Source organism: Roseibium sp., assembly GCF_965229775.1.
Classification (GTDB): domain Bacteria; phylum Pseudomonadota; class Alphaproteobacteria; order Rhizobiales; family Stappiaceae; genus Roseibium.
Genome location: NZ_OZ245929.1, coordinates 5,940,255 through 5,965,741 on the forward strand (window position 1 = coordinate 5,940,255; position 25,487 = coordinate 5,965,741).

The 25,487-nt window shown below is 60.2% G+C and carries 23 protein-coding genes; 20 read left to right on the plus strand and 3 right to left on the minus strand.

Features of this window, described 5'->3' with window-relative positions; translation table 11 throughout:
* The 7 genes from ACO07N_RS27050 (at window position 1) to ACO07N_RS27080 (ending at window position 7,905) form a co-directional block, all read left to right on the plus strand.
* On the plus strand, window positions 1-1,287 hold the full coding sequence (locus ACO07N_RS27050; protein ID WP_421983972.1) for an AMP-binding protein: 1,287 nt from the start codon (window positions 1-3) through the stop codon (window positions 1,285-1,287).
* Window positions 1,284-1,634: a RidA family protein gene (locus tag ACO07N_RS27055; RefSeq protein WP_421983973.1), complete on the plus strand. Its 351-nt coding sequence runs from the start codon at window positions 1,284-1,286 to the stop codon at window positions 1,632-1,634. Before ACO07N_RS27050 ends, ACO07N_RS27055 begins: the two co-directional genes overlap by 4 nt.
* Before the next feature lies 1 nt (window position 1,635).
* The gene (locus ACO07N_RS27060) at window positions 1,636-2,376 is read left to right on the plus strand and encodes an amino acid ABC transporter ATP-binding protein (RefSeq protein WP_421983974.1); all 741 of its coding nucleotides are present in this window, start codon (window positions 1,636-1,638) and stop codon (window positions 2,374-2,376) included.
* A 410-nt stretch (window positions 2,377-2,786) separates the two neighbouring features.
* Window positions 2,787-3,824 (plus strand): magnesium chelatase ATPase subunit I, encoded by a 1,038-nt coding sequence (gene bchI, locus ACO07N_RS27065; protein WP_421983975.1) that lies wholly within the window; start codon window positions 2,787-2,789, stop codon window positions 3,822-3,824.
* Complete coding sequence (locus ACO07N_RS27070) at window positions 3,817-5,691, plus strand: VWA domain-containing protein (protein ID WP_421983976.1); 1,875 nt, start codon at window positions 3,817-3,819, stop codon at window positions 5,689-5,691. The genes bchI and ACO07N_RS27070 overlap by 8 nt, the downstream gene beginning before the upstream one ends.
* Window positions 5,688-6,611, plus strand: coding sequence for an alpha/beta fold hydrolase BchO (bchO, locus tag ACO07N_RS27075; protein ID WP_421983977.1), 924 nt, complete (start codon window positions 5,688-5,690; stop codon window positions 6,609-6,611). Before ACO07N_RS27070 ends, bchO begins: the two co-directional genes overlap by 4 nt.
* 175 nt (window positions 6,612-6,786) lie before the next feature.
* Window positions 6,787-7,905, plus strand: a complete 1,119-nt coding sequence (locus tag ACO07N_RS27080) for an ATP-grasp domain-containing protein (RefSeq protein ID WP_421983978.1) — start codon at window positions 6,787-6,789, stop codon at window positions 7,903-7,905.
* Here the strand turns inward: ACO07N_RS27080 and ACO07N_RS27085 are convergent.
* Window positions 7,880-9,268: a cytochrome P450 gene (locus tag ACO07N_RS27085; protein WP_421983979.1), complete on the minus strand. Its 1,389-nt coding sequence runs from the start codon at window positions 9,266-9,268 to the stop codon at window positions 7,880-7,882. The two genes, ACO07N_RS27080 and ACO07N_RS27085, sit on opposite strands and share 26 nt — an antisense overlap.
* A 52-nt stretch (window positions 9,269-9,320) precedes the next feature.
* Here ACO07N_RS27085 and ACO07N_RS27090 point away from each other — a divergent pair, with 52 nt between their 5' ends.
* The 3 genes from ACO07N_RS27090 (at window position 9,321) to ACO07N_RS27100 (ending at window position 12,965) form a co-directional block, all read left to right on the plus strand.
* Window positions 9,321-10,100 (plus strand): hypothetical protein, encoded by a 780-nt coding sequence (locus ACO07N_RS27090; RefSeq protein WP_421983980.1) that lies wholly within the window; start codon window positions 9,321-9,323, stop codon window positions 10,098-10,100.
* 118 nt (window positions 10,101-10,218) lie between these two features.
* Window positions 10,219-11,784 (plus strand): phytoene desaturase, encoded by a 1,566-nt coding sequence (locus ACO07N_RS27095; RefSeq protein ID WP_421983981.1) that lies wholly within the window; start codon window positions 10,219-10,221, stop codon window positions 11,782-11,784.
* Complete coding sequence (locus ACO07N_RS27100) at window positions 11,781-12,965, plus strand: phytoene/squalene synthase family protein (RefSeq protein WP_421983982.1); 1,185 nt, start codon at window positions 11,781-11,783, stop codon at window positions 12,963-12,965. Before ACO07N_RS27095 ends, ACO07N_RS27100 begins: the two co-directional genes overlap by 4 nt.
* Window positions 12,966-12,992: 27 nt before the next feature.
* Here the strand turns inward: ACO07N_RS27100 and ACO07N_RS27105 are convergent, their stop codons facing one another.
* Both ACO07N_RS27105 and crtD read right to left on the minus strand, forming a co-directional pair.
* Entirely contained in the window at window positions 12,993-13,778 is a 786-nt protein-coding gene (locus tag ACO07N_RS27105) for a carotenoid 1,2-hydratase (RefSeq protein WP_421983983.1), read from the minus strand.
* A 56-nt stretch (window positions 13,779-13,834) separates the two neighbouring features.
* Entirely contained in the window at window positions 13,835-15,433 is a 1,599-nt protein-coding gene (gene crtD / locus ACO07N_RS27110; protein ID WP_421984496.1) for a 1-hydroxycarotenoid 3,4-desaturase CrtD, read from the minus strand.
* A 112-nt stretch (window positions 15,434-15,545) separates the two neighbouring features.
* Between crtD and ACO07N_RS27115 the strand changes: the two genes are divergently transcribed.
* From ACO07N_RS27115 to pufM, 10 genes are all read left to right on the plus strand, one after another.
* Entirely contained in the window at window positions 15,546-16,415 is an 870-nt protein-coding gene (locus tag ACO07N_RS27115; RefSeq protein ID WP_421983984.1) for a polyprenyl synthetase family protein, read from the plus strand.
* Between the two features lie 21 nt (window positions 16,416-16,436).
* Entirely contained in the window at window positions 16,437-17,636 is a 1,200-nt protein-coding gene (locus ACO07N_RS27120) for a methyltransferase (RefSeq protein WP_421983985.1), read from the plus strand.
* Window positions 17,637-17,743: 107 nt separating this feature from the next.
* Window positions 17,744-18,685, plus strand: coding sequence for a chlorophyll synthesis pathway protein BchC (gene bchC / locus ACO07N_RS27125; RefSeq protein WP_421983986.1), 942 nt, complete (start codon window positions 17,744-17,746; stop codon window positions 18,683-18,685).
* On the plus strand, window positions 18,682-19,689 hold the full coding sequence (locus tag ACO07N_RS27130; protein WP_421983987.1) for a chlorophyllide a reductase iron protein subunit X: 1,008 nt from the start codon (window positions 18,682-18,684) through the stop codon (window positions 19,687-19,689). The genes bchC and ACO07N_RS27130 overlap by 4 nt, the downstream gene beginning before the upstream one ends.
* A gap of 14 nt (window positions 19,690-19,703) precedes the next feature.
* Window positions 19,704-21,290 (plus strand): chlorophyllide a reductase subunit Y, encoded by a 1,587-nt coding sequence (gene bchY, locus ACO07N_RS27135; RefSeq protein ID WP_421983988.1) that lies wholly within the window; start codon window positions 19,704-19,706, stop codon window positions 21,288-21,290.
* Window positions 21,284-22,729: a chlorophyllide a reductase subunit Z gene (bchZ, locus tag ACO07N_RS27140; protein WP_421983989.1), complete on the plus strand. Its 1,446-nt coding sequence runs from the start codon at window positions 21,284-21,286 to the stop codon at window positions 22,727-22,729. Before bchY ends, bchZ begins: the two co-directional genes overlap by 7 nt.
* A 45-nt stretch (window positions 22,730-22,774) precedes the next feature.
* Window positions 22,775-23,011 (plus strand): hypothetical protein, encoded by a 237-nt coding sequence (locus ACO07N_RS27145; RefSeq protein ID WP_420333158.1) that lies wholly within the window; start codon window positions 22,775-22,777, stop codon window positions 23,009-23,011.
* Window positions 23,012-23,314: 303 nt separating this feature from the next.
* Window positions 23,315-23,512: a light-harvesting antenna LH1, alpha subunit gene (gene pufA, locus ACO07N_RS27150; RefSeq protein WP_353995535.1), complete on the plus strand. Its 198-nt coding sequence runs from the start codon at window positions 23,315-23,317 to the stop codon at window positions 23,510-23,512.
* A 145-nt stretch (window positions 23,513-23,657) separates the two neighbouring features.
* Window positions 23,658-24,503 carry a photosynthetic reaction center subunit L gene (pufL, locus tag ACO07N_RS27155; protein WP_421983990.1) on the plus strand — a complete coding sequence of 282 codons (846 nt, stop codon included), beginning with the start codon at window positions 23,658-23,660 and terminating at the stop codon, window positions 24,501-24,503.
* Window positions 24,504-24,514: 11 nt separating this feature from the next.
* Window positions 24,515-25,477, plus strand: a complete 963-nt coding sequence (pufM, locus tag ACO07N_RS27160; RefSeq protein ID WP_421983991.1) for a photosynthetic reaction center subunit M — start codon at window positions 24,515-24,517, stop codon at window positions 25,475-25,477.
* The last annotated feature ends 10 nt before the right edge of the window (window positions 25,478-25,487 follow it).

Genomic DNA, 25,487 nt, shown 5'->3' on the forward strand with positions numbered 1-25,487 from the left:
ATGAGCCGGTACAAGGAAACCTACGCCGCATGGTCCGCCGACCCGCACGCGTTCTGGATGAAGGCAGCACAGGATATCGACTGGATCAGGAAGCCCGAAACGGCCTTCGATCCGGATGCCGGTGCCTATGGGCGATGGTTCCCGGACGGCGTCTGCAACGCCTTCTGGAATGCGGTCGACAGGCATGTCGCAGCCGGGCACGGGGATCGGCTCGCCCTGGTCCACGATAGTCCGGTCACCGGAACCGTTCAGCGTTTCAGCTTTTCGCAGCTGCAGACGGAAATCGGGGCGCTGGCCGAGGTTCTCCGTCGGAATGGCGTCGAAAAGGGCGACAGGGTCATCATCTACATGCCGATGGTGCCGGAGGCGATCTTCGCCATGCTGGCCTGCGCACGGCTGGGCGCGATCCGCAAGGAGGATCCGGACGGCGCGCTGATCGGCCGTCACGACCTCAGCCGGTTCCGCACGCTGTTTCTCGCAGGCGAACGCTCCGACCCGGCAACCATAAAATGGGCGCAGCAGAAACTGCAGCGTCCAGTGATCGATCACTGGTGGCAGACCGAGACCGGCTGGCCGATGTCCGGCAATCCGGTCGGCCTTGGTGCACTTCCGGTGAAACCCGGATCGCCCGGCGTTCCGATGCCGGGCTACGAGATCGAGGTTCTCAGCGACGAGGGACATCCCCTGCCCGCCGGAACGCTCGGCAACATCGTCTGCAAACTGCCGCTGCCCCCTTCGGGCACGCCGACGCTGTGGAATGCCGAAGATCGTTTCTTCAAGGCCTATCTGGAAGAGTTTCCGGGCTACTCCGCCACGTCCGATGCCGGGATTATCGATGAGGACGGCTATGTTTTCATCATGGCCCGCACCGACGACATCATCAATGTCGCCGGGCACCGCCTGTCCACGGGCGCGATGGAGGAAGTCATTTCCGCCCACAAGGACATTGCCGAATGCGCGGTGGTGGGTGCCGCCGACGCGCTCAAGGGACAGATGCCGATCGGGTTCTTTGTCCAGAACGACGGTGCCGGGCGCGATCCGGGCGAACTGGAACGGGAACTGGTTGCGCTGGTGCGCGAAAAGATCGGCGCGGTCGCGGCTTTCAAAACCGCGATGGAAGTCGAAAGGCTTCCGAAAACCAGATCCGGCAAGGTCTTGCGCGGCACGATGCAGAAGCTGGCCGACAACGAGGACTTCAAGATGCCCGCTGCGATTGACGATCCGGCCATTCTCGACGAGATATCCTGCGTACTCTCAAGACGCGGTTATGGAAAGGGAACGGCATGATCGAACGGCTTCATACCGGCAAGCGCATGAGCAAGATCGTCAGGCACAACGGCACTGCCTATCTGTGCGGCCAGGTCGGCGCAGGCGAAACCGTGGCGGACCAGACACGCGACTGCCTGTCGCGCATCGATGCGCTTCTCCTGGAAGCGGGGTCGGATCGCGAACACATTCTCCAGGCCATCGTCTGGCTCGCGGACATGGCCGACTTTGCGGAGATGAACGCCGTCTGGGACGACTGGGTTCCGGAAGGGTTCGCCCCGGCGCGCGCCTGTGGAGAGGCGCGTCTCGCGCGCGACGTGCTCAAGGTCGAGATTATCGTCACGGCTGCCATCAAGGAGGGATCATGACATGGACATGCCGGCCGTCGAACTCCGCCAGGTGAACAAGTACTGCGGAGAGTTCCATGCCCTGAAGGACATCGACCTCTCCGTCACGAAGGGCGAGAAAATCGTCGTGTGCGGCCCGTCCGGGTCCGGAAAATCGACCATGATCAGGACCATCAATCAGCTGGAAGAACACCAGTCCGGAAAGATCCTGATCCACGGCGACGAGATTTACGCAGAGGCCCACAACATCGAACTGCTCCGCCGCGACGTCGGCATGGTGTTCCAGCATTTCAACCTGTTTCCGCACATGACGATCCTGGAGAACTGCACGCTCGCGCCGGTCCTGGCGCGCAAGGAAAGCAAGGCCGATGCCGAGGCACATGCCATGCAGTACCTGGAGAAAGTCCGGATCACCGACCAGGCGCAGAAGTATCCGGGGCAGCTGTCGGGCGGTCAGCAGCAACGCGTCGCGATCGCGCGGGCGCTGTGCATGCGGCCGGATATTCTCCTCTTCGACGAACCGACCTCGGCGCTCGACCCCGAAATGATCGGCGAAGTTCTGGATGTCATGGAGACGCTTGCAAAAGAAGGGATGACGATGATTTGCGTCACCCACGAAATGGGTTTCGCAAAACGGGTCGCCGACCGGGTTATCTTCATGGATGCCGGTCAGATCGTCGAAGAGGCGGATCCCGTTTCCTTCTTCGATCACCCCACCAATCCGAGAACAAGGACCTTCCTCGAACAGGTGCTGACCCACTGAACGCCCGACCCCTCTCGAACAAACCCGCCTCCCAAGGCAGCCCACCTGCACCCGGCCATTTGCCGGGTTCTTTTTTCCGGCTGGGATTTGAGTTCTGCCGGCTCGCAAAGACGGCCTTCGGAAAATGCAAACCGTGTCGCTGACCCCTTTGTCACGCAACTGTCTCCCAAAGATTGTCGCACGCCGAAATCCGCAAACGCCGGTGTGAACACATCAACGCACTGGCATCTGACAGTATTTGTGAGCGCGTACTGCTCGACCACGCCCCAATCCTTCTGGTGGGGAACCGACATTTCCCGGCCGCGACGTGAGTGCGGCCAGCTCGGCGAAAATTCTCACTACAAAGAATAGACTTCATTCCGCGCTCAAAATGTGTCAACTTATATTGACACTCAAGACAGGCGGGAACCATGTCCAAACCGTTTCCCTTTTCGGCAATCGTCGCCCAGGAGGATATGAAGAAGGCGCTGCTGATGGCAGCGGTTGAGCCCCTTCTTGGCGGCGTCCTCATTTTTGGCGACCGGGGCACGGGCAAATCGACTGCAGTCCGCGCCCTTGCGGAGTTGCTTCCGAAAATCGAGACCCGTGCCGGTTGCCGGTTTAACTGCGAGCCCGGGCGCCCGCAGGACGCCTGCCCTGTTTGTCATGCACCAAACGCCCCAAAAGCGCCGAAAGTGATCAAAACCCGAACGCCCATGGTCGACTTGCCGCTTGGGGCAACAGAGGACAGGATCTGCGGCGCGCTCGATCTGGAAAAAGCACTCGTAGCGGGCGAGAAAGACTTCGAACCGGGACTGCTCGCAAGCGCCAACCGGGGCTTTCTCTACATCGACGAGGTCAACCTGCTGGAAGATCACCTTGTTGATCTGTTGCTCGACGCGGCCGCCTCAGGCGTCAACGTTGTTGAACGCGAAGGTCTCAGCATTCGTCACGCTGCTCGCTTTGCACTCGTGGGCAGCGGCAACCCGGAAGAAGGCGACCTGCGGCCGCAATTGCTGGACAGGTTCGGTCTCGCCGTGGATGTGCGCACCATCGATGATCTGAAACAGCGGATCGAGGTGATCCGGCGCAGGGACGCCTTCGAGGCGGACACGGATGGGTTTTGCGAAAGCTGGGCCCGCAAGGATGCCGCCATCAGGAACCGTGTCGTAAAGGCACGCAAGATCCTGCGCGACGTAGACATTCCCGACGATGTCCTGACCCGCATGTCGCAATTGTGCATGGGGCTTGGCATAGACGGCATGCGCGGTGAATTGACCCTGATGCGTGCCTGCAGAGCCTCTGCCGCACTTGGCGGGCGTCTGGAAGTCTCCTGGAACGACGTGTCCGAGATTTCTCCGCTCGTGCTTTGCCACCGCCTTCGCCGCGATCCACTTGACGATGCCGGCAGTGCGCCACGCGTGGAGCGGGCTATTGCCGCTGTCGGCGCGGACGCCGTCCATGGCTGAACCCGGCGCAGGACGCGGCTTTGAACCAGTTCCGGACCCCGATCGGTCCGGTGCCTGGGACGACGCTCTCCTTGCAGCGAGGCTTCTCAAAACCGGTGGCCCTCAACTGGGCGGCCTGTGGCTGAAAGCGCGTGCCGGCGGCGTCCGTGACGCTTACGTTGCGCACCTGAAGGAAATTCTCGGCTCGAGAACGCGCTGGATCAGGGTTCCCAATTCCGTTGGTCATTCCGCACTCCAGGGCAGCATCGACATCCCGGCAACTGCCAAGACTGGGCGGGTTGTCACAATACCAGGCCTGCTGGCACGCGCAGACCAGGGCATTTTGCTCCTGCCCATGGCCGAAAGACTGGACGCGGCAACTGCAGCCGTCATCGGCGACGCAATCGACACGAAGATGTGCCGCTCGCCATTGCAGTCGAAAGATCGTGGTACCATGCAGGTGAAAACACGCTTTCAGGTGATTGCACTTGATGAATCAGCCTCACCCGAAGAGCACCTGCCTCACGCGCTCTCGGATCGCCTCGGCCTGATCGTGGATCTGAATGCGGTTTCATGGAGCGAAGTATTCGAGACAAGCCCGGGCGCGCGGCAAGATGCATCGCTGACCTGGCAAGACGTTGAAATCTCGATCGCAATCACGGAGCTGCTGGCCCAGGTCGCCAGTGCGGCCGGCAGCTCTTCTTTACGTCGATTGCGCCACCTCACCATGGCCGCTCGCATGCTGGCGGCGATGGAAAGCAGAGGAAGTGTTGTCGAAGCAGATGCGCTTGGAGCTCTGCGCTTGTGCCTTGGTGTAAATCTGCAGGCACAGCCGGTTGAGGAAGAAGGTCAGGTTCCCGAAGATTGCGCAAAACCATCTCCCGATGGATACCAGGCAGAACAGCCTGAACCGGCCGAGCCCGAGTTGAAAGATAAGGACCGGACCAAGTCGCCGCGGGACCTGACCGAATTGACTGAGTTGCTCTCCGCGGTTGAGGCCGGAACCATCTCTGGACTGCCGGAGCTCGCGTGCAAAAGTCCGGCGCGGTCCAGCACTTCCAGGACCGGGAAGGCGGGAACGCCTCAGAAGAACGCCCGCCGCGGCCGGCCGGTTGCCGTTTCCCGTACAGCGCCCTTCCCGGACGCGCGGCCGAGCATTATTGCGACGCTGCGTGCTGCCGCCCCCTGGCAGGTGATCCGCAGCCAGAACCGGGCCGTGTTGCTCGCGCGTCTGTCTGATCAGGACAAACGGCATGTGAAACAGCCTCGCGCGCTGATCACACGGGAAGACTATCGCTTCCAGCGTTTGCGCCATGAAACGCCGTCAACCGCCATCTTCATGGTGGATGCATCAGGATCAACGGCTCTGGAACGCCTCGGAGAGACCAAAGGCGCGATCGAGCAGTTGCTGTCCAGGTGCTACGTGCGCCGCGATGAGGTTGCCATGATTGCATTCCGTGGCAGGAGCGCAGAGACGGTACTGCCGCCGACGCGTTCGCTGGTCATGGCAAAACGAAAACTTGCGGGTCTTCCGGGTGGAGGCCCGACACCCCTGGTCTCCGGACTGGAAAAGGGGCTGGAGCTTGCCTTGTCCGTCCGCCGGCAGGGCAGCACACCGGTGATGGTGTTGCTGACCGATGGCCGCGGCAACATTGCGCGCAATGGTGAACCGGACAGGAACCGCGCAGAAGAAGAACTCGGGCTTGTCGCCGGTCAATACCGGAGCCTGGAAATGCGCTCGATCTGCATCGACATTGCCCGTCGCCCCCGCGAGTCCGTCGCCTCACTCGCCGAAACCATGGGAGCGGACCTGCACTTTTTGCGCCACGCGGATGCCGGATCGATGTCGGACGTCGTCAATGCTTCCCTGCAGGAGGCAAGAGGATGACGCGGGATCGTGACTGGCTGGATTGGGAAAGAGACGGAGCCGATTGGCCGTTTCGCAATGCCAGCCGGTTTGTCGAGGTTGCGGGGTATCGCTGGCATGTTCAGGATCTTGGGCCGCCGAACGCGCCCTGTGTCCTTTTGATCCATGGCACCGGTGCTGCCTCGTTTTCATGGCGCAATGTGGTGCCGCTTCTGGAGAACCGTTTCCGGCTGATCGTACCGGATCTCCCCTGTCATGGTTTCACGCGCCCGACCGCGACCCCGGACCTCTCCCTTGAAGGCATGACGACCTCGATCCGGTCTCTCCTGAATGAGCTGGCTTTCCAACCGCTCACCATCATCGGCCACTCGGCTGGCGCGGTCATTGGTGTCTCGCTCGTTTCTGCCGCTCAAAAATCCATGGAACACGGCCGACACTCGCATCGCGTCCTTGGCATAAACGGTGCGCTCAAGCCGATCCGTGGAAATCGTGTCCTGTCTCCTATGGCAAAAGCGCTTTTCGCGAACCCGCTATCGGCCTCGATGTTTTCCCTTTTGGCAAAGTCAACGCCACTGGGTCACAACCTCTTGACGGCAACCGGGTCTCCGATCGATGCCCACGGTGAAGAAATCTATCGCCGGCTGCTGGGATCGGCCGGACACGTGCGCGGCGCGCTCGGCATGATGGCCTCCTGGGACTTGTCCCATCTCAACGCCATGCTTCGGCGCCTTCCAACGCCGCTCGATCTGTTTGCGGCAGAAGACGACCCGATGGTTCCGGCCACAAGCTCGAAGAGAGCAGCGGGCCTTGCAAAGCACGGCAGTCTCACCCTGACACCTAAAGGCGGGCACCTGGTACACGAATGCCACCCGGAGACCGTTGTCGACTGGATCGAAACCATCGTCTCGAACGGCCACTCGAATGGAGCGGACGCAGCATGAGGCGCAAAGGCACCCTCTTCGAAACGCCGCTGAAAAGAGCCAGATCTTCCGGGCGCACTCACTGCTGGAGACATGCGTGATGCCGCGCGGCAAATCCATGACCGTTCTGCTGACGCTTGGGCGCCTGCCGAAAGCGCTCGAACTTGCGCGGGCGCTCACCGCAGCCGGGTGCCGGGTGCTGGTTGCCGATCCTTTCGGCTTTCACCTTTGCCGCGCGTCGAACGCTGTCGAAAGGTCCTATAAAACGCCTTCGCCGCACAGCCATCAGGAGCGATATCTTACGCACCTGCTCGACATAGTCGCGCGCGAGAAGGTCGACCTTGTCCTTCCCGTTTCAGAAGAAGCACTCCATGTCAGCCTCCTGAAAAACAGACTGCCGGACGGAACCCGGCTCTTCGCTTTATCGAACGAAGTTCTTCAGGCCCTCCATGACAAATATACCTTCACCCAGATCGCTGAAAACGCAGGCTTAAAAGTCCCCGAAACCTACCTTGCTTCAGACGCTCAGGCATCGCGGCTCGCAGAATCTGGCGACACCGTCCTGAAACCGAGGCTCGGCTGCTCCGGACAGAAACTGCGCATGCTGACCCCCGACAGCCTCCCGAAGGAGCCGCTAGGGAGCGCGGACACCATCATTCAAAAGCGGATTCTCGGGCGGGAGGTCAGCACCTTGAGCCTGTGCCGAAATGGCAAGGTGCTCGCGCATGTCACCTATGAAGGCCTTGTCTTCGCCGGCACGGTGGCGGTCTGTTTCCAACGCGTGGACGATTTGCCTCAGGTGGAGCAATGGGTCGCGGACTTCGCCCGGTCCGGCAACTCCTCCCACTTCCTGGCCTTCGACTTTATCGTGGATGAAGATGGGAGACCCTGGCCGCTGGAATGCAATCCGCGCCTCACCAGTGGAATCCACTTCATGGAGCCCGCCGATATCGCCGAGGCGATAATCGGATTCGAAACAGCAGCAAAAGTCGGGCTGAGAGCAGAAAAGCGGTTCCAGGAAGGACACACAACGCTTCTTCAGGTTTACGGAAACATCTTCCGGCCAAAGAAGGCTCTGCACCATCTTCGGGCGATGCTGGGCGCAAGGGACGTGCTCTGGTCGATAGCCGATCCCGCCCCTTTTCCGCTCATGACACCTTACTCGTGGCCCGTTCTCAAACAGGTGATGTTTCGAGGCCGTACCTTCGGCGAAGCTGCAACACGCGACATTGCCTGGCCGCCGCAAAGGACCGTCCAGAGCGACGCGTCATCACCAGCAGTCAAACCGGTTAGTGCCCATGGTTCCTGTTCTTGACCCGCACCTGGATTTCCTGGGACGGCCGCGTTGTCAGGCGCGCCGCCGGCCTCACCTCTCCAGTTCCGACCGGAGAAAAGTCGAACGCGCGCGTCAAGCGGCCCAGGATCAATGCGCTTTCAATTGCCGCGAAGCCGGCACCGACGCAGGTGTGAGGTCCGGAACCGAAAGGAATGTAGGTTCCGGGCAAAACCTCCTTCTCCCGTTCCGGCATGAAACGATCGGGATCGAAGCGATCGGGGTCCTTCCAGTATCGCGTGTGCCGATGCAGCGTCCAGGGCGAAATCATCAGGAGCGCGCCTTTGCGCACTTTGTAGCTGCCGATCCGTGTTGCCTTGAGAGCAACGCGAGGCATGAAGGTGATGGGCGGGTAAAGACGCAGAGATTCCCGGAAAATGGCCCTGGTGTAGGTAAGCGAGCGCGTCGCCTCGAAGGTGAGTTCCCGGCCCTCAGCGGCAGCGTCCACTTCACACCGCAGCCGCGCGAGCACGTCAGGACACATCGCGAGCATGTAAAAGGCCCATGTGAGCGCACTCGCCGTTGTTTCGTGCCCGGCGAGGAAAAAGACCCCAAGCTGGTCGATAAGCTCGTCACGCGTGAAGGGCTCGCCGGTTTCTGCGTCCCGCGCGGAAATGACCGCGCTGGCGATGTCATCGAAGCGGTTGGCATCAGGGCCGGTATGCGTATCGATCAGACCGCCCAGATGATGGCGGATGCGCTTGCACGCGGCCAGCACCTCGGAGCTTTGGGGCACCTTTGTCCAGGCCGGGTCCATGATCAGCCGCCAGATCTTCACTTGTGCGACGCCGCGTTCAAAAACCTCGAAATCGTCAAAGACGTCTCTGGAAATCTGGGTGTCGAGAGATGTCGAAAACACCGTCCTGCAGATGATGTCCGCCGTCAGCTCACTCATGATCCGGTCGAGCGACAGGACCTCGCCGCGTTCGGCGCTCGATCGCAGGCGTTCGATGTAGGCGTCAACGGCCTGCTGCATCGCCGTGAAGGCGTGTGTCAGGCGCATCTTGGAAAAGGCCGGGTCGATCATCGCCCGCTGCCGCCGCCACTTGGCACCGTCCGAAACAAAAATGGAGTCGCCGATCAGAGATTCCAGCGCCCCCACCATGAGGTCGCTCTTGGGAAAGATGCCGTCTGCATCGTGAAGGATCTGACGCACAAGTTCAGGATCGTTGAACAACTTGATCGAACGCCGCGAATAGCCGAGTTCCCCCGCATCCATGGCAAAGGCGGCACCGGGCAGAAGACTGAGAAGGTCTCCCTCCCCGTTCCAGACCGTGCGCAAAAGCGCCATGACGGGCGGCAAACGCGACGGGCGCGGAGGAACATAGATCTCAGCTGCCGACATTTTTTCCTCCGCCCCTCAAGGTGTTGCAGGCCATCACGGGAGATCCGCACCCATGACCGTTTATGACCTCTTCAAAGTGTTCATCGCCCTTCATATCGCGACAGGCGCGCCCGGACTGATCGGTTTCTGGGTTCCGGTTTTTGCCAAGAAGGGCGGGGAAAGACACCGGTGGTGGGGCCGGCTTTTCGCCGCAGCCATGCTGTTCACCGGCACGGTCGCCATGCTGATGGCAACGCTTACGCTGATTGCCCCGATGGCGACCCACCCGCATCTCGTCCACCACGAGGAGTTCTCCGATCCGGTTCTGGTCCGCGGGATATTCGGCTGGATGATGCTTTATCTCGGGCTTCTGACAGTCAACCTTGCCTGGTACGGCTGGCTTTGCGCGGTCAACAAACGGGACCAGCGCAAAAATCAGACGCCTTTGAACTGGGGCCTGCAGGCCGCGCTGTTCATCGCGTCCGCCAACTGCGCGCTGCAGGGTGTCCTGATTGCGCAACCCATGATGATCGGCATTTCCATGGTCGGATTTGCGACGGTCGCGACGAATGTCTGGTTCCTGCTCAAGCGCAACCCGGGCCCGGTCGAGTGGCTGCTGGAACATATCAAGGCGATCGTGGGCACCGGGATTTCGGTCTACACGGCCTTCTTTGCATTCGGCGCCGTGCGCCTCATGCCGGAACTCGCGCTCGCGCCCGGGCTCTGGGCGATCCCTCTTGCCACCGGTCTGGCACTGATCTTCTACCATCGCTATCAAGTCAGCCGTCGTTTCCTGAACAGGACTGCAAGACCTCCCAGCGGCAGGCCTCTCGACCTGGATGCCGCAGAATAATCTGAAAGGGTCTTCTTTCTGAGACAGAAAAGTGTAAACTAAAATTTACACAAAGGAAGAGCCTGATTGACATGCAGTTGTCCAGCCAGGCCGGATCGATGGGGAAAGGAGCACAAACGTGAACATTGCCCCGGACATTCCATCAACGATCACGGAACCGGACAGGGCACGAGCGCCCCACGCCGTCGTGATCGGGGCGGGCGTCGGCGGTCTGTCCGCCGCGGCCCTCCTGGGCAGAAGGGGTTACCGGGTAACGGTCTTCGATCCTCTGGACGCGCCGGGCGGGCGCGCCTACGCCTACCGGCAGGACGGGTTCACCTTCGATGCCGGCCCGACGATCATCACCGCGCCATGGCTGTTCGAAAAGCTCTGGGAGGATTGCGGTGGCAGATTGGAAGATGATCTGGACATTCGCGAGAACAACCCGTTCTACAAGATCCGTTTTTCCGATGGCTCGGTGTTCACCTATTCGGGAGACAAGGCTGCCATGGAAGCGGAGATTGCCCGCTTCGAGCCCGATGATGTGGCCGGATACCGCACGTTCATGGAAGAAAGCCGCCAGATCTACGAATATGCTTTCCTGGAACTTGCAGACAAGCCGTTTCACAGCCTGGCTTTCACGCTGAGCACATTTGCGCAACTGGTCAGGCTTGGGGGATACAGATCGGTCTACAGCGTCGTCAAGAAGCACTTCAAGAGCGACAAACTGAGGTCGGTCTTCTCATTTCATCCGCTTCTCATTGGCGGCAACCCCTTCACCACAACGTCCTTCTACTGCCTGATCGCGCATCTTGAGAGCAAGCACGGCGTTCACTATGCGATGGGCGGAACGAACAAACTCGCCCACGGAATTGCAGGCCTCGTTGAAAAGAACAACGGCACCCTCCGTCTGAACGAGACTGTCGAAACAATTCTGACCGACGGCAAGAGGGCGACGGGTGTCCGTCTTGCGTCCGGCGAGACTGTGTCTGCGGATATCGTCGTCTCCAACTGCGATTCCGCGATGACATACGGCAAGCTCCTGAAAGACCACCCGCGCAAACGCTGGACCGATCGCAAGATCAAACGCGGCGACTTCTCGATGAGCCTGTTTGTCTGGTATTTCGGCACCGACCGCCGCTATGACGATGTCGGTCATCACACCATGCTCTTTGGGCCCCGGTACAAGGGGCTGCTGGAAGATATCTTCATCAAGAAACACCTGGCTGAGGACTTCAGCCTCTATCTTCACCGTCCTTCGGCCAACGATCCGTCCGTCGCCCCGGAGGGCTGTGACGCGTTCTATGTCCTAAGCCCGGTTCCCAACCTGGCGAGCGGCACGGATTGGGCGACATTTGCCGAAACCTACCGAAAGAAAATTGAAGCACAGCTTGAAGAAACGGTGTTGCCGGAGCTCTCCAAGCATGTGGTGAGTTCGCGTGTTCTCACTCCCGTCGACTTTCGCGAGCGCCTCCTGTCCTGGCAGGGCGCTGCGTTTTCCTTTGAGCCCAAGCTGCTCCAGAGTTCCTGGTTCCGGCCGCACAACAAAAGCGAGGAACTTGAAAACCTCTACCTGTGTGGCGCCGGAACACATCCCGGAGCAGGATTGCCCGGCGTTGTCTGTTCGGCGCAAATCGTGGCGGATCTCGTGCCTGATCCCGCATCGTTGGTTCAATCCGGGCAAAGCGCGGGGGAACCGCAATGAACAAGGTCAGCCAGAGTGCACTGGAAGGCTTCGAACCCTTTGCCCTTCACGCAAAAAGCGCACTGGACTCCTCCGACAAGCGCTACGGTCTCTCACGTTACCGGAGCGACCTGAATGCCTGCACCGCATCCATTCGCAAAGGCTCCAAGTCCTTTCATCTTGCCTCGTTGCTGCTTCCTCCCGAAACCCGAAAGGCAGCCGTTGCACTTTATGCGTTCTGCCGCCATTCGGATGACCTGATCGACGACCCCCGCTCGGACAGGCACTCGCTTCAGCAACTGCGAGAAAGGCTCGACCTTATCTACCGGGGGACGCCGGCAGACTATCCTTGCGACCGCGCTTTTCAGAAGACCGTCAGAGACTACGCCATACCCAAGTGTATTCCCGCCGCATTGCTCGACGGCTTTGAAATGGACATTTCCAAGCGAACCTACCGGACACTGGAAGACGTAAAGGAATACGCAACAGGCGTTGCAGCGACCGTCGGACTGATGATGGCACTTCTCATGCGCACCGGCGAGCCGGAACACCTTGCCCGGGCCGCAGATCTCGGCATTGCGATGCAGCTCACCAATATTGCCAGGGATGTCGGTGAAGATGCGCGAAACGGGCGCATCTATTTGCCGATGGATTGGCTCGACCAGCACGGGATCAATCCGCAGACATTCCTCGTGTCACCCCGGTTTTCCCCCGAGATAGGTCAGGTCGTGAAGCGCCTGTTGCAGGAAGCCAACCGTCACTACCGCCTGGGCCATACAGGCATTTCCGCTCTTCCGTCAGATTGCCGGCACGCGATCCGTTCTGCAGCTCTCATCTATGAAGAGATTGGCACGGAGATCGTGGCGAACGGGTATGACAGCGTGACGCAAAGGGCGCACACAAGTCTGATGCGGAAAGTCTCGCTTCTGGCGGCTGCGCGCAGGCCCGCCACAGACCGAAGCGCTAGCGCAAAGCAAGCGAGGGAGGCAGCAGCCGATCCCGCGGCAGCCGGGCTCGTCAATGCAGGTGCCCGCTCCTTCTCGATCGCCAAGGCCAAAAAATCGTTTCAGTCGAACGGGCTGCCGGACGCTTCCACATCTGAACGGTTGTTGTGCCTCCTGATCCGGCTACAAAACGAAAGCCGTCAGGATGTACGCTTCCATAAACTGGCGGCGCGACAGCGCGCGGCAAGGCTGACATGAGGCGCGGCAAATCCAGCCCTGACAAACTTAACTCCTGGTGTTTCTGGGCATCCTGAAAGGCAGCATCATCCGTACGAACGGATTGGCCAGACGCGTACAATCAAGCGTCTCATGCACCATCTTGACCCTTTCCCCTCCAAGCGTCGTCTCGACCAGCGATCGCGTGTAAAATGGTGTGTCCTCCAAACGCCTCGACCTGCGGGGCTTTGCCGCTTCCTCGCAATGTATGTTGCCGCGTATGCCCCATGCCCCGCGTGGCAAGGATCTTCGGGGCGGCAACTCGATTGCTTCCGCGTCGCGTCCGGCGGAGAAAGACAGGCCAAGTGTGCGTTTATCGCCATTGCGCATCTTGGCGTCGTAAAGCACGAAGGTCTTCTCGCCCTGCGCCCGTCCACGCGCCCAGTCCCAGGACGTGAAATCGCTTTCGAGCGGACGGGATCCGAAGTTGAGATCGTGGTACGCCTCCCCTTCCCAGCCACCGCCCGGAAGAAGATCGCACTCGACCTTGAGCCGCGCCTGCGGAACCAATGGCCACCACACGTGACGGCCATCCGCATCCAACTCGAACGGTTTCAAGTGAAGAAACTCCGGCTCCAGACGAATCCGGCCCGTGAACCGCCGGGGCATCAGCCGATGTCCTGGCCAGGGAAGCGCCGTTTCTTCGAACTCCAGGTCCAGTCCGCCATTGGACCAGCCGAGGCCGCTGTTGCCGACCCAGAGGCTTTCGGAACTGCGGACCAGACTTTTTGAGCCGCGTTCGGTCATTGCCCAGATGTTTCCGGAGGGCTGATAGAGCGCCACGTTGAATGCCACGTGGTTCTCCGGTCGTTTGCGGCCGGAAAGATGGTAGTAAGGAGAGAATACGGACCCTATGAAGGCAATGACCGTGAGGGCGTAGGTGCCGCAGTCGCTGGTCGCGTCGACATACCACCACTGATAGCCGCCCGGTGGAACCGGCCGGTCATAGCGGTATCCGCCATCACCTGTTCGGCTGCCAGTTTCCCCGACAGAGCCGCCATCGGGATCCCCGGTCCCGGATGCACACTGCCCCCGGCCAGATAGAGCCCCACCAGCTTGCCCTTCGCCCCCAACCGGCTGAATGACGCCATCCAGCCGTGAGAGGCCTGACCGTAAAGTGCGCCTCCGGTTGCCGGGAAAAGCTTGTTGAAACCGTCCGGCGCTGTCAGAACCTGCGCTTTCCGGTCTCGGTGAAGCGTCAATCCGTTCTTCGCCAGCCGGCGGTCCATCGCTGTGAGGCATTGCTCCAACTCGCTTGTCGAATAGCTGTGGGTGTCGCCGTCGGCCGGCAGATTCATGAGGCAGTAAATGCGCTCATCGCCTGATTGCAGCCCAGCGGAATGGATATCGCCAGAGCTGTTGCGATCCTGTGCGCAAACATAGACCGTGGGATCTGCCGGGGCTGCGCGATCGCGAAAGACGGCTTGAAACTCGGCGTCGTAATCATCTGAGAAAAAGACCGTGTGATGTGTCAGCGGCACACCCTCCGTTGCCGCCAGGCCGCACGAAACCAGGGCCGACTGGGAGCGCTTCGCGGCAGGTACTCTTTTATGAGCCTTTCCCCGCGCCGGCGTCAGAAGATCCTGAAGGGCACTGACATCGCCGTTGAAGATAACCCGATCTGCCTCGATCACCTCGCCGGATGACAAGCGAACACCCGTGACCTTGCGTTCAGCCCCATCTGTTTCGATCTGATCGACGCGCGCGCCGAAACGAAACAGCACACCGTAGGATTCTGCCAAAGCCTGAAACCGGCGCGCAATCCCGTGCATGCCGTCTTTCGGGATCCAGACACCAGCCTGTTCAACATGGGCGACAAGCATCAGTGTCGCTGGCGCCGCATAGGGAGAAGACCCGCAATAGGTTGCATAACGCCCGAAGAGCTGCCTCAGACGCGGATCGGAGAAATAGCCGCCCAATGCCGTCCACAATGTCGAGAACGGACGCAGCGCCAGCATGTCCGCAAACCTGTGAAATCCGATCCGCCGGGACAAGGTCACCGGATTGGGCCTGGACGCGCTGATAAATGTGTCCTTCAGGGTCTCGAAGACCCGTTTGCTGTCCGCGGCAAACGCACGATAGCCCGCTGCATCTTCCTGTCCTGAAAACGCTCCGATCGCACCTGCACTTTTTTCCACATCGGCATAAAGGTCGAGAGCGGCGGCATCCGTCCAATAGTGCCGGGCAAGAAGATCCCCGCGATCCAGTTTCACTTCGTCTTCCAGACTGGTGTCCAAACCCGACAGCAAGTCGTCGAAAACCCATTTCATGGTCAGAACCGTCGGTCCTGCATCGAAGGCCTTACCACCCGCCTCCACCTGACGCATTTTCCCGCCCGGCGCGGCCGCAGCCTCAAGCACGGTCACGGAAACACCGGTATTGGCCAGGCGCAATGCCGCCGCAAGGCCGCCCATACCGGCTCCGATGATCACGACCCTGGTTTCCGGCATATTGCCCACAACGCGGTCCTTGAAGTTGACATTTCAATGCAATGTGTCACTCTTAATTGACAGTATAACGTCAAACAAAATTGACATCCATGCTAAATTGAGGAGTGGCTCCATGGACCTGTCGGATCGCATCGAAACCGGGATGCAAGCAGCCATACGCTACGCCACCGCGAACGGGTGCCCTCAAAAACTCTCCGATGCTTTCCGATATGCTGTTTTCCCTGGAGGCGCTCGCATACGCCCCAGACTGTGTCTCGCCGTCGCGCTCGCTTGCGGCGACCGCGACCCGAAAGTGGCAACGGCTGCCGCGACGGCGATCGAACTCTTGCATTGCGCCTCTCTTGTCCACGATGATCTGCCCTGCTTCGACAATGCGGCAACGCGGCGCGGCAAACCGTCGGTTCATGTTGAATTTGGCGAAGAGATTGCGGTGCTGGTCGGCGACGGCCTCATCGTGAGTGCCTTCGAAACCGTTGCGCGGGAAACCCAGCACGCACCGGCCCTGACTGCGCCCCTCATCTCGACCATCGCGAACGCGGTCGGCTCCCCCTATGGGCTGGTTGCGGGCCAAGCTTGGGAAAGCGAACCGGAAATCAACATAACCGCCTATCACCGCGCCAAAACGGCGTCGCTTTTCACCGGCGCGGTTGCAACCGGCGCACTTTCCTCCAATGGGAACCCACTGGAATGGTACGCCCTGGCCGACGCCCTCGGAGCCGCCTATCAGGCAGCCGACGATCTATACGACGCCATGGATGACAATGGCAGCATGGGCAAACCGGCGGGACAGGATCAGGCGAACGGGAAGCCGAACCTGGTGGCGGAACTGGGCTTGGAAGGTGCGATGAAACAGCTGCACAGCCTCGTTTTGCAGGCCGCTGACAGTGTTCCCGACTGCCGTGGGTCGGACATGCTCAGAGCCATGATCCACAAGGAAGCGAAGAGACTGATGCCGAAGAAACTCGCGGCAAGCGCTGCCTGAGGCCGCCAAACGGAGCAGAAAGTGGCAACAAGCAGAAACGACGAAGGCACAGCCCCCGACTTGAGCCTGCCATCCGCTGCACCCCTCTATCAGGAGGCAGAAAAGCGCTTGTCCCAGCGTGCCGTTCGCTTTCGGAACTGGCGCAATCGCAAAATCGCATCGACGAGCTTCCGGACTTGGATCATGCGCATCCCGGGCTTGCGCTCCATTGCCAACCGCAAGGCCGCGGCGCTGTTTCGTCTAACGGCAGGTTTCGTCTTCAGTCAGGTGCTCAGCACCTGCGTCAGGCTGGGTGTTTTCGAGCAGCTTGAGAAAGGTCCCCGGTCAGCAGAGCAATTGGCACACGCAAGCGGGATCCGGCCCGACAAAATGCAGCTCCTCCTCGAACAAGCGGAGCGGCTGGATCTTGTAACCCAAGTTGAGCCGGGATCCTGGATGCTCGACGATGCCGGTGCGGTCGTGGCCGGCGATGAGGGTATCAGACAGATGGTCCTGCACCATGAGATGCTTTACAGGGACCTTGATGCGCCCGAAGACCTTCTGAAAAACCCGGAAAAAGAGACACGCTTGAAGTCGTTCTGGGCGTATGCACGCGGCAGGCAAACGCTCGACCTGAACGAAGATACGGCACAGGACTATTCTGCCCTGATGCAAAGCAGCCAGAGCATGCTCGCCGATTGCATTCTGGATGCGCACGACTTCGGCCGATATGGATCGATCCTCGATGTCGGAGGCGGAGATGGCAGTTTCCTTACGGCCTGTGCCGAGCGGCATCCGGACCTGCATCTGCATCTGTTCGATCTGCCGGTCGTTGCCGATCTGGCACGCGAAAACCTGAAAGCGAATGGACTTGCAAACAGGGCCAGCGTGCATGGCGGAGACTTCGTAAGCAATCCGATCCCGGAGATGGCCGACTGCGTCAGCCTAGTGCGCATCCTGTGCGACCACGATGACGATCGCGCTCGGGACATCCTCAAGAACCTGCATGCCTCGCTCCGGCCCGGCACGAAACTGATGATTGCCGAGGCAATGTCCGGTCCATCTGAAGGCGCCCGGCTCGCGGCCGTCTATTTCAGTTTTTACTTTCTTGCCATGGGGTCCGGGCGCTGCAGGAGCGACGCGGACATCAAGGCCATGCTCGTCGAATCCGGCTTCAACAAGCCCCGCACCATCAAGACCAACAATCCCCTGCTGGCAACTCTGGTGGTCGCCGAACGCTGATTTTCAAGGCCATTGTTGCAAAATGTGTAAATATTAATTGACACTTTTGAGCGTCAATTTAAAATGACAGTTGTATCTGCTGGATCCGATGTGCGGGAGGCACAAAGATGGACACCACGGCAATTGTCTTTGAAGAGCCAGGCACGCTGAGCGTGAAGCAATTGGCACTGACACCGCCGGACACGTGCGACGTGGTTGTCGAAACTCTTTTCAGCGGAATATCCACCGGCACCGAGAAAATGCTTTTCGAAGGCTCCATGCCGCAGTTCCCCGGCATGGGATATCCGCTCGTTCCCGGATACGAATCGATTGCCACCGTCGTTGAGGCTGGATCGGGGTCCGGACGGCAGCCGGGCGAGACCGTATTCGTCCCCGGAGCAAACTGCTACGCCAATGCCGCCGGCCTTTTCGGAGCCTCCGCGGACCGCCTTGTTGTGCCCGGCGATCGGACCATACCGGTGCACGATGATATTGCGGAAGATGCCGTTCTGCTCGCCCTGGCCGCGACGGCGCACCGCGCCCTCAGCCGGGCGCAGGAGCCGGTCGATGTGATCATTGGCCACGGTGTCCTTGGACGTTTGATGGCGCGGATCGCCATTGCGCAAGGCCAAACGCCACCGCGTGTGGTGGAGTCCAATCCCGAACGGCGCAGGGGCGCGGAAGGCTATGACGTTCTGAGCCCCGCCGGCAACGCCTCGAAAGCTGCAAGCTATTGCACCATCGATGCGAGCGGTGACCCCGACGCCATCGACAGCGCGATCGCAGGATTGCACCGGAATGGCATTCTGGTGCTTGCAGGCTTCTACGGCGACAAGGTGAGGTTCGCTTTCCCGCCCGCATTCATGCGCGAAGTGACCATCGCACTCTCCGCCGAGTTCACGCCGGAAGACACCCATGCCGTTCTGGATCTTGTCGCAGACGGACGCCTTTCGCTGAAAGGCCTCATCACCCATCACGCACATCCGAAGGAAGCTTCGCAGGCCTATCGAACCGCCTTTGACGATCCTTCCTGCCTGAAAATGGTCATCGACTGGAGGAAGCCCTCATGATCCTCGAAAACCAGCCCGGTCAGCGTTACCGGATGCAGGACTTTCTCCGGGAGGAGGCCGCGGTAGAACCGGATGCCCCGGCAACAGGACCGGTTACCAAGGAAACGCAGATCATAGCGATTTACGGCAAGGGCGGCATCGGCAAGAGCTTCACCCTGGCCAACCTGTCTTACATGCTTGCACAACTTGGCAAGAAGGTCCTGTTGATCGGTTGCGACCCCAAGAGCGACACCACCTCGCTCCTCTTCGGCGGACGCGCCTGTCCGACCATCATCCAGACCGCATCGACCCGCAAGGAAGCCGGGGCTGAGGTCGCAGTTTCAGACGTCTGTTTCAAACGGGACGGCGTCTTCGCGATGGAACTCGGCGGTCCTGAAGTCGGACGCGGTTGCGGTGGACGCGGTATCATTCACGGCTTCGAGACGCTCGAGAAACTCGGCTTTCATGACTGGGATTTCGACTACGTCCTGCTGGACTTCCTCGGTGATGTTGTCTGCGGCGGTTTCGGACTGCCGATCGCCAGAGACATGTGCCAGAAAGTCGTCGTTGTCGGTTCCAACGATCTTCAGTCGCTCTATGTCGCCAACAATGTCTGCTCGGCCGTGCAGTATTTCCGCAAGCTTGGCGGCAATGTCGGTGTAGCCGGGCTTGTCGTCAACAAGGACGACGGCACGGGCGAAGCCCATGCCTTCGCAGACGCCGTCGGCGTTCCCGTTCTGGCGTCGATCCCGCAGGACGAGGACATCCGCCGCAAAAGCGCGAACTACCAGATCATCGGCATGCCGGGCGGGACCTGGGGACCACTCTTTGAGTCGCTGTCCATCAACCTGGCGGAAGCGCCGCCGGTGTTGCCCGACCCGCTTGATCAGGACGGTCTGCTGAACCTGTTCGATTCCAGCGAAACCGGCGCCGACTATCAACTCGAACCCGCGACGCCCGAAGACATGTGTGCGGCCGGCGCGGCCGACAAGCCATCTCTCGAGGTGGTTTACGACACGATTTAGGACCGGACAGGATCATGAAAACGCACCCGAAGGAACGCGAGCCGGATCATGCAGGAAGCGCTGACGCGACCGGTGCTGACGAGGCCGCGTGCCCGGATGCGTCCCCGGAGCTCAAGTCTGAGAGTGCCGGTTGCCACAGCAAGGCCGAGTTTTCAAAAGCCTCCGCACGCTCTCTCGGAAACGCGGACCTCATGGATCGGCTGGAGGCAGACTATCCCAAGGGTCCACATGACCAGCCACAGTCCATGTGCCCGGCCTTTGGATCGCTGCGGGTCGGTCTGCGCATGCGCCGGGTTGCAACCATACTTTCCGGTTCTGCCTGTTGCGTTTACGGCTTGACCTTCACGTCCCACTTCTACGGTGCCAAGCGGTCCGTCGGGTACGTGCCGTTCGATTCCGAAACGCTGGTGACCGGCAAGCTTTTCGAGGACATTGTCGAATCGGTTCATGCAATGGCGGATCCGAAGAAATTCGACGCTGTCGTGGTGACAAATCTCTGCGTTCCGACGGCTTCCGGCGTTCCGTTGCAAATGTTGCCGCGCCAGATCAACGGGGTGCGCATTGTCGGTATCGACGTGCCGGGATTCGGAGTGCCGACGCATGCCGAAGCCAAGGACGTCTTGTCAGCTGCCATGCTTGCCTATGCGCGGCAGGAAGCCTCCGAAGGCCCCGTCCTGCCGCCGCGTGACGGATTGAAGGACAAACCGACAGTAACACTTGTGGGTGAAGTTTTCCCGGCCGATCCCGTTGTTATTGGCGGCATGCTCGAGCCCATGGGACTGGCCGCCGGACCAACCGTTCCTGTTCGCGAGTGGCGCGAACTCTATTCGGCGCTCGACTGTGCGGTGGTTGCCGGAATTCATCCGTTCTACACCGCAAGTTTCCGGGAATTCAAAGCCGCGGGCCGCGAAATCGTCGGCTCTGCTCCGATCGGCCTTGAAGGCACCGATGCCTGGCTTTCGGCGATTGGCGATAAGTGCGGCATTGCTGCAGACAAGACCAACGCCAGCCGCAACGCGATGCGCGGCGCGATATCCGCTGCCCTTGGTGCCAATCGGATCGACGGACGTATCACCCTCTCGGGTTACGAGGGATCCGAACTGCTCGTCGGCCGTCTGCTCGTCGAACTCGGCGCAGATCTGCGCTATGTGGGAACCGCCTGCCCCAGAACCCCCTACAGCGAAGAAGATGCCCAGTGGCTGGAACAACATGGCGTCGAGGTTCGGTTCCGCGCGTCGCTGGAACAGGATCTGGAAGCATTCGAGGCGTTTGAGCCTGACCTGGCAATCGGCACGACGCCTGTCGTCCAGAAGGCCAAGGAAGGTGCAACACCCGCTCTGTACTTCACGAACCTCATCTCGGCCCGGCCGTTGATGGGACCGGCCGGCACCGCCTCGCTGCCCGGCGTCATCTCCACCGCGATCGCCAACAAGGACCGGTTCCTGAAGATGCAGGACTTCTTTGAAGGGGTTGGCCGCGGGGACACGTCCGGTATCTGGCAGGGCGTACCGGAAGACAAAAGCGGCTATCGCCAGAAATATGCGGCCCGCCTCAAGAAGTCTCAGAACGCGGTCGATAACGGGGAGAGCGTCGGATGCTGATCCTCGACCATGACAGGGCTGGCGGCTACTGGGGGAGCGTGTACGCCTTCACAGCCATCAAGGGGCTTCAGGTCATCATCGACGGTCCGGTCGGTTGCGAGAACCTGCCCGTCACCTCGGTCCTGCACTACACCGATGCACTACCACCGCACGAGTTGCCGATCGTGGTCAGCGGCCTGTCCGAGGATGAGCTCGGTCAGCATGGCACCGAAAGTGCGATCAAGCGCGCACGCCTGGTGCTCGATCCGGATCTTCCGGCTGTCGTCGTGACCGGCTCCATTGCGGAAATGATCGGCGGTGGTGTTACGCCGGAAGGCTCAAACATCAAGCGCTTCCTGCCGCGTACAATCGATGAAGACCAGTGGCAAAGCGCGGATCGCGCCTTGAAATGGCTCTGGACCGAATTCGGACCCAAACGTGTTCCGAAACCGCGAAAGCGCAAGGAAGGTGCAAAGCCGAGGGTCAACATCATCGGTCCGATCTACGGCACCTACAACATGCCTTCCGACCTTCACGAGGTCCGGCGGCTGGTTGAAGGGATCGGAGCGGAAATCAACATGATTTTCCCGCTTGGCAGCCATGTTGAAGACCTCCGGAAGCTCGGCGATGCCGACGCAAACATCTGCCTCTACCGCGAATTCGGCCGTCTGCTTTGCGAGGCAATGGAGCGGCCCTACCTGCAGGCTCCCATCGGCATTCACTCCACGACCGCCTTCCTGGAAACACTCGGCGAGATCCTCGATCTCGATCCGCAGCCTTTCATCGAACAGGAAAAGCACACGACGCTCAAACCCTTGTGGGATTTGTGGCGCTCCGTCACCCAGGATTTCTTCGCGACCGCCAATTTCGCGATTGTCGCGAATGAGACCTACGTTCGCGGCGTCCAGAACTTCCTTGAAGGCGAGATGGGACTTCCCTGCACGTTTGCAGTCGCCCGCAAGGCCGGCACAAAGACGGACAATCCGGAAGTTGCGGAACTCACCGCGAGCAATGCCCCCATGATCATGTTCGGCTCCTTCAATGAACGCATGTACATGGCGGAAGCGGGTTCGCGCGGCAAATTTATCCAGCTTTCTTATCCGGGCGCGATTGTGCGCCGGCATACCGGGACGCCTGTCATGGGCTACTCGGGCGCCTGCTGGCTGATCCAGGAAGTCTGCAACGCCCTGTTCGACGTGCTTTTCGAAATCCTTCCGCGCGCCGGTGAACTCGACGCGATCGAGGCGACCAGCGCGCGCCAGATGACAGAATACCAGTGGCATCCCGATGCCCTCGCCGCACTCGATGCTCGGATCAACCGGGAACCTGTGCTTGCACGCATATCGGCTGCCAAAAGGCTGCGCGAGGCTGCCGAACTGGAAGCGTGGGCCGACAACTCAACCGAAGTCACATTCGCGCATGTCGCAAGGATCGCAAAGACGGCCGGAGCGCCGGCATGAGAGACGCAGTTTTATATCCGGTTCAAAAGACCAAGGAGAAATAGCATGGTTTCGACAACACACCAGGAACAGGTTGTCCGCAGCCGGTATCAGGAGCGTGAGGCCGACCGTCTCATGATGAAGCGCCTGTTTTTCCTTGTTTTTCCGATTTGCTTCATCGCGATCGCACTGGTCCGCATCAGCACCGTATTCAGCGCGCGGGACGGCCGCGCAGAAGGCTCCGTTTTCGAGGAAGCCAAAGCATCGGCTTATGCAGCCTTGGGTTACGCCTTTCACGTGTAGCCCCCCACTTTGCCGGCGCTACGGCGTTGGCAAAAGCCCAGAGGAACCGGTTTACCGACTTCACTGGACCCCTGCCGCGAGGGTTGTGCGCGGTAACCGCCGAAAGGCAAGCATCGGAGGTCATTTCAATGGCTTCAGACAAAGAGTCCCTGACGGGGATTTCGCACGAGGAGGCGCAGGAGTTTCATCGATACTTCGTCAAAAGCGCGATCTTGATGTCGCTCTTTCCCTTCCTAGCCCACATTTCGATGTGGCTCTACCAACCGTGGCTCTAGGGTCCACACCAGATAAGGATGTGAAGACATGTGGAGAGTTTGGCTCCTCTTCGATCCGCGTCGAGTGCTCGTTGGCCTCGCGGTGTTCCTTTTCACCTTGGCAGTGCTGATTCACTTCATCCTGCTGAGTTCGGAAAAGTACAACTGGCTGGACAACGCCGCTCTTTGGGGACCCGGATCGCAAATCGAATTGCTTCATCCGGACCAGAACACCGCCTTGGTCTGAACGGCCAGGACGGTTCAACATCATCGGTGGCGGAGGGTCCCGCGGTCCCTCGCTCACGCGGCGTTCAGCGTCTTCCGCCACCAAGCCCTGCTTCAAGAAAGTAGCTGCGCTGATGCACCGTTATGCAGCGGCTAAGGAGGACTTCATGGCTTTGCTCAGCTTTGAAAGAAAGTACCGCGTACGCGGCGGAACGCTGCTTGGCGGAGATCTCTTCGATTTCTGGGTCGGCCCGTTTTATGTCGGCTTCTTTGGTATTACCGGTGCCTTTTTCATTATTCTCGGCACAGCCCTGGTGATCTACGGCGCAGCGATCGGACCAACCTGGAACATTTGGCAAATCTCCATCGCCCCGCCTGATCTTTCCTATGGCCTCGCCCTCGCCCCCATGAAGGAAGGCGGCCTCTGGCAGATCATAACGATCTGCGCGATCGGGGCCTTCGGTTCCTGGGCACTACGCGAGGTCGAGATCTGCCGCAAACTCGGGATGGGATACCATGTTCCGATTGCGTTCTCCTTCGCGATTTTCGCCTATGTGACACTTGTCGTCATTCGCCCGCTGCTGCTCGGCGCCTGGGGCCACGGCTTTCCATACGGCATTTTCAGTCATCTCGACTGGGTGTCCAACGTCGGCTACCAGTACCTGCACTTCCACTACAATCCGGCCCACATGATCGCCGTGACGTTCTTCTTCACGACGACGCTAGCGCTTTCGCTTCATGGCGGCCTCATTCTCTCGGCTGCCAATCCCGGCGCGTCCATGGAAGGCGGCGGCCAGCAGGCCGAGGTGAAGACACCCGAATATGAAGACACCTTCTTCCGCGACATCATCGGCTACTCCATCGGCACGCTCGGCATTCACCGGCTTGGTCTGATCCTGGCGCTGAACGCTGGATTTTGGAGCGCTGTCTGTATCGTCATCAGCGGGCCCTTCTGGAATCAGGGCTGGCCGCAGTGGTGGAACTGGTGGCTTGACCTGCCGATCTGGAACTGAGGGGAAACGTTATGACCCAATACCAGAACATTCTCACGATCGTTCAAATCAGCGGCCCGGCCGAAGAGGGCATGCCGCTCCCCAAGGATGACAGTCCGCGCACCGGAACGCCCGTCATGTCGAGACTGCTGGGCTGGATCGGGAATGCCCAGATCGGTCCCATCTATCTCGGCTACCTGGGGACACTGTCTTTGGTTTTCGGCCTGATCGCATTCGAGATCATCGGCCTCAACATGTGGGCGTCGGTCGGCTGGGATCCCATCCAGTTCGTCCGCCAGCTGTTCTGGCTCGGGCTTGAGCCGCCGCCCGCCGAATACGGCCTGTCCATGCCGCCCCTGAACGACGGTGGCTGGTGGCTGATCGCCGGTTTTTTCCTGACCGCGTCCATTCTGTTGTGGTGGGTGCGCGTCTACCGGCGGGCCCGGCAACTCGAGATGGGAACGCACGTGGCCTGGGCCTTCGCCTCGGCAATCTTCCTGTTCCTCGTTCTGGGCTTCATCCGGCCGATCCTGATGGGCAATTTCTCCGAGGCCGTGCCCTTCGGGATCTTCCCGCATCTTGACTGGACCGCCGCATTCTCGATCCGGTACGGCAATCTCTACTACAACCCGTTCCACTGTCTTTCGATCGTCTTCCTCTACGGCTCGGTGCTGTTGTTCGCCATGCACGGCGCAACCATCCTGGCTGTCGGAAAATACGGCGGTGAACGGGAGCTGGAGCAGATCACCGACCGGGGCACCGCCTCTGAGCGCGCAGCGCTTTTCTGGCGCTGGACCATGGGTTTCAACGCGACCATGGAATCCGTTCACAGATGGGCCTGGTGGTTCGCCATCCTGACACCTCTGACCGGCGGCATCGGCATTCTTCTGACAGGCACCGTCGTCGACAACTGGTACCTGTGGGGTATCGAGCACGGCATCGTCGCACCCTTGCCGGACATTTATCCGGACGTCGTTGACCCGATGGCGCAGTAAGGAGAGGGAA